Origin of the sequence: Paraclostridium benzoelyticum (genome assembly GCF_001006285.1) — a bacterium.
Classification (GTDB): Bacteria; Bacillota; Clostridia; order Peptostreptococcales; family Peptostreptococcaceae; genus Paraclostridium; species Paraclostridium benzoelyticum.
On sequence record NZ_LBBT01000080.1, the window covers coordinates 1 to 4,367 of the forward strand.

The 4,367-nt window shown below is 27.3% G+C and carries 6 protein-coding genes; 1 reads left to right on the forward strand and 5 read right to left on the reverse strand.

Annotated elements, in window-relative coordinates; translation table 11 throughout:
* Positions 1 to 19 precede the first annotated feature (19 nt).
* The 5 genes from VN21_RS03760 to VN21_RS03780 form a co-directional block, all read right to left on the reverse strand.
* Entirely contained in the window at positions 20 to 1,033 is a 1,014-nt protein-coding gene (locus VN21_RS03760) for a TDT family transporter (protein ID WP_046822114.1), read from the reverse strand.
* Between the two features lie 314 nt (positions 1,034 to 1,347).
* The gene (locus VN21_RS03765; RefSeq protein ID WP_046822115.1) at positions 1,348 to 1,569 is read right to left on the reverse strand and encodes a YdbC family protein; all 222 of its coding nucleotides are present in this window, start codon (positions 1,567 to 1,569) and stop codon (positions 1,348 to 1,350) included.
* 15 nt (positions 1,570 to 1,584) lie between these two features.
* Positions 1,585 to 1,824: a DUF1653 domain-containing protein gene (locus tag VN21_RS03770; protein WP_046822116.1), complete on the reverse strand. Its 240-nt coding sequence runs from the start codon at positions 1,822 to 1,824 to the stop codon at positions 1,585 to 1,587.
* Between the two features lie 56 nt (positions 1,825 to 1,880).
* A complete protein-coding gene (locus VN21_RS03775) occupies positions 1,881 to 2,588 on the reverse strand; it encodes a YjjG family noncanonical pyrimidine nucleotidase (RefSeq protein WP_046822117.1) in 708 nt (235 codons plus the stop codon).
* A 127-nt stretch (positions 2,589 to 2,715) separates the two neighbouring features.
* Positions 2,716 to 3,189, reverse strand: coding sequence for a hypothetical protein (locus tag VN21_RS03780; RefSeq protein ID WP_046822118.1), 474 nt, complete (start codon positions 3,187 to 3,189; stop codon positions 2,716 to 2,718).
* Positions 3,190 to 3,548: 359 nt separating this feature from the next.
* Between VN21_RS03780 and VN21_RS03785 the strand changes: the two genes are divergently transcribed.
* Positions 3,549 to 4,229: a helix-turn-helix domain-containing protein gene (locus VN21_RS03785; protein WP_046822119.1), complete on the forward strand. Its 681-nt coding sequence runs from the start codon at positions 3,549 to 3,551 to the stop codon at positions 4,227 to 4,229.
* The last annotated feature ends 138 nt before the right edge of the window (positions 4,230 to 4,367 follow it).

The following is a 4,367-nucleotide window of genomic DNA, read 5'->3' on the forward strand; positions in this document are numbered from 1 at the left end:
ATTCAAAATTTATTTAATCTTATTTTTCATGAGAGTAAAGAGTTCCACCGATTAACTCTTCTTCTTTTTCTAAGTATTCTCCAACTCTTGGGTTTATTGCTTTAAAGAACATATTTAAGAAGTTTAATAATATAAAGAACACTACATATGTTGCTATAAATATTTCTATATTACCTAATAAATTAAACATTTCTCCTAATTTTGCATATCCTATATATGTAAAGTATACAGCTAACTTATACGCTGCTAAAGTAGCTATTGCTAATGGGAATGTAAATGATGCATATGTTGGTTTAAATCCTTCTTTAAATAGTTTTAATATATATCCATATACAACTACTAAAAGAATTAATCCTGTTACTATCAACCAAGTTAACATATATATATTAGGATTTGGATCTATTGTTAATATACCTACTACTCCAAGTGGTGCAGGGGAACAAACTATACCAACAGTAGGTAATTTTTTATCATCTAGTATCTCACTTTTAAATACTATATAAAGGACTACTGGTAAAAGTATTGTGTAAAATACAAATCCAAACATTAACATGAACTGAGCTATTTCAGGTATTATACCTCCCATACCTTTACTAGCAACACTACCTGTTATCATACCTGTATATACTATAAAACAAGTTGGCATTATATTGCTAAATTTCTTTTCTTTAATTCTTATTACTGTATAAAAAATAATTATTGCATAATGATATATAGCTGCCCCTATCCATAATGTACTACATACAGTTGGAAACTTAGGATAGAAGTATCCTGAAACTAACCAAGTTACCATCCCAAGAGTTGGATAAAATGTTCCTACAACTGGATCTTTCAATTCTTTATACATTACTTTTGGAAATCTTATTAATCTTATGAGCATAAGAGTAAGCATTCCTAATGCTATAGCTATAGCAATTGGTTTTAAATATCCGATATCTTTAATTTGCCAACTATTACTAAGTGTTATAAATGCTAAGCACGTTCCACTTATACCTATGTGCATATTCTCAAGTTTATTTATATATTTATTCATTTAACCACCCTCTTTTATGATATTTTGTATTTATAAATTATTTTTTAAAGTCTAATTTAATTTTTAATTACATACATATATATACCTCTCAAGTATTGATTTTACACAGTTTTAAGCAATTTTACTAATTCAAGTTTTTCATACTTATCATTTATTTTTTTAATGGTTATCTATACATTCATTAATTTAACTTATCTCTAGCTATTTTTAAATTTGAAAATTTTATAGTTTTTTTGCATAAAAATATCCTATATAAACAAACATTTTTATCAATGTTTTATATATAGGATACATAAAAATATAATTATTAAATTTTATAAGTCTATTTCATTAAGAATTCTTTTAAGTTCTCTTAATTCATCGGTACTTAAAGTTAATCCTTTTCCCATTTTATCATGATTTGAATCCCAATCTCTTATATCAAATTTAGGTGCTCTATCATTCCAACTTACTAAATTTAATTCTTTTTTCCATCCATTTGAAGTTTCCGAAATAACACCAAAGCTTTCTTGTATATCAAATTTTATACCTGCCATATCATCACCTCTTAATTATTTTCCTGTATATAGTTCAAATCTATAAACTTGATTAGTTATATTATCTTCTCTTCCTTCTTCTACCTTCTCTTGAAACATTTTAAGTGGTCTAACATACATATCATAAGGAGGATAAAGCATTTGATATGATACCAATTCCTCTCCCGTTTCTGAATGTTTAACTATACTATGTACATAATATAAATTCCCTTTAAAATGTCTGTATGGTCTTTGAACCTTTATTTCATTACTCATAATTTTCACCTCTTTTTACCCGTATATACCCAGTTTTTAAATTTTTATTTACACTTTTAAACAGCTAAACTAGTTTCTTTATTTAACATTGATAATAGTTGAGATATATCAGAAATTTCGTATGTAGGTTTTATATCATTAGATTTTTTCTCTAAAGGATTAAACCATACACAGTCAATACCAAAATTATTAGAACCCTTTATATCAGAAGCTAAACTATCTCCTATCATAAGAGTATCTTCTTTTTTCATAAAATCGTACTTATTAAAAATTATTTCGAAAAACTTAGAATTTGGCTTTTCAACTCCCATTTCTTCAGAAATAAATATGTCATCAAATAGATACACCATTTTAGAATCTTTAAGTCTTTGTTTTTGAGTCTTTCCTATCCCATTAGTTCCTGCAAATATCTTGTATCCTCTATTTTTTAATTCCATTAAAGTTTCCATAGCTTTAGGAATTGTTTTATGTCCTTTAGTTAAGCAATTTTGATATTCTTTTTCTACTATTTCACCTTTAACATCATATCCATACAAAGCAAAAAATTCTTCGAATCTTTTAGTTAGTGCCGCTTCTTTTTCTATAGTTCCTTGTTCTATCTGACTCCAAAATCCTCTATTTATAGACTTATACTGATTAAATGATTTTTCATCAAAAGGAATATTATACTTTTTAAAAATAACCTTTAAAGAGTTTCTTTCGTTATCTTGAAAGTCTAACAAAGTATCATCTAAGTCAAATATTAAATGTTTATATTGTTTCATGTCTTCACCTCTTTTTATATAATACTCTATTTTAATTAAAAATAATATGGATTTAATTAAATTTTGAATCTAACTTAGCTTGTCCTATTTAAAGTAAAAATAGAGAAGAGCTTAAAAGTACTCTTCTCTAACATCCACAATTAGGGGTAACTTCTACAGGTATAACTCTATCTAAATCAGTTCCCTTACAACACATTTTTAAAAATCCGCAACCTACCCTTTCTCCCACAAATGTTGTGCAAAAACACCCATCTCCAAAACTAAGAGCTGGACTAAAACTAAGGTTTCCTATACTATAATCAGATAGTTCAAATTCAATAAGAGGATTCTTTACAGGGTGGCCGTGCTCATCTACTAATATTCCAAATATCATTTGCTTACAACCGCACATAACCTCAACCTTATACGGGAACATTAACTTAAGACAAACAGGTCTTGGTCCATGAGGCTTGCATTCTGGTTTCTTTTTCTTTCTCCCCCTATAGCTATCATCTAACACAAGTTCTTCATTATCAAAATTTATTTTGTCTAGTATAAACTGATGAAGTTCTTCTTCATTAGTTATATGTTTTCCATCTATCATAAAATTAAATTTACTCATAAACCCTCCCACCTCATAATAATTTTAAAGAATACTATATATTATGTTTAAGTCTTGAAAGTTGTTCATACTAAAATAGAGTCTTAATTTTTAAACATATAATAAAAAATTCGCTTCGCTTGAGCGACTACGTCTGCGAACCACTTCATATCGCCAACGACTCCGTCCGTTGCTCAAAATGTCATTTTTTACTTTCACCAAAACATTTGTATCACTATGTTACATAAGTTATCCACAAAATTTAATTAAGTATAATTTCCTTAAGCGTAAAAAAAGTAGTAATCTTAACCTTGATATGCTCCCTTTATAGTAGACAGTTTAAATAATAAAAACTGCAACTATGAAGGGAGTATGTTTTTATGCCTAGAAAAGCTAAAGTTAGTGATGAAGTAAAAATAAAGGAAGTATTAAATTACATCAATAATCGTAAGAGTATTATTGAAATTTCTAAAGAAGTTGGTGTTTGTCCAGAACAAGTGCGAAGATGGATTATTACATATAAATCTATTGGCATTGAAGGTTTAAAAAATAAACCTACAAATAAGTACTATTCGACACAGACTAAAATACTAGCAGTGAAGGATTTTTTATCAGGTAAATATTCGCTATTAGATGTATGCAGTAAATACAAAATATCTAGTATATCTGTACTTCAACGTTGGATAATCAAGTATAATAATAATCATAATATGACTAAATCTCAGAATAACAAGGAGAAGAAACTTATGATTAAAGGGAGAAAAACAACGTTTGATGAAAGAGTTGAAATTGTTGGATTTTGCATGACTAATAATTTTGATTATCATCTAACTTCAGATAAATATAAAGTATCTTACCAACAAATTTACAATTGGGTTAGAAAATATAAAAAACATGGATATAAAGGGCTTGAAGATAAACGAGGTAAGGCTAAAGAAATAGAGCTTATGACAGAAAAAGAACAACTAGAAGTTCAGATGAAGTTACTTAAAATTGAAAATGACCGCTTAAAAATGGAAATAGATTTCTTAAAAAAGTTGGAAGAAATAGAGAGGAGATGATATTCAATAGTATAAAAAAAGAAACTATATATACTGCAATAAAGGAATTAAATAAAATAGGATATCCAATACTTTCATTATGTGAATTTGCAGGTATTGCTAGATCTTCATACTATAAATGGCTAAGTAAAATTGAAA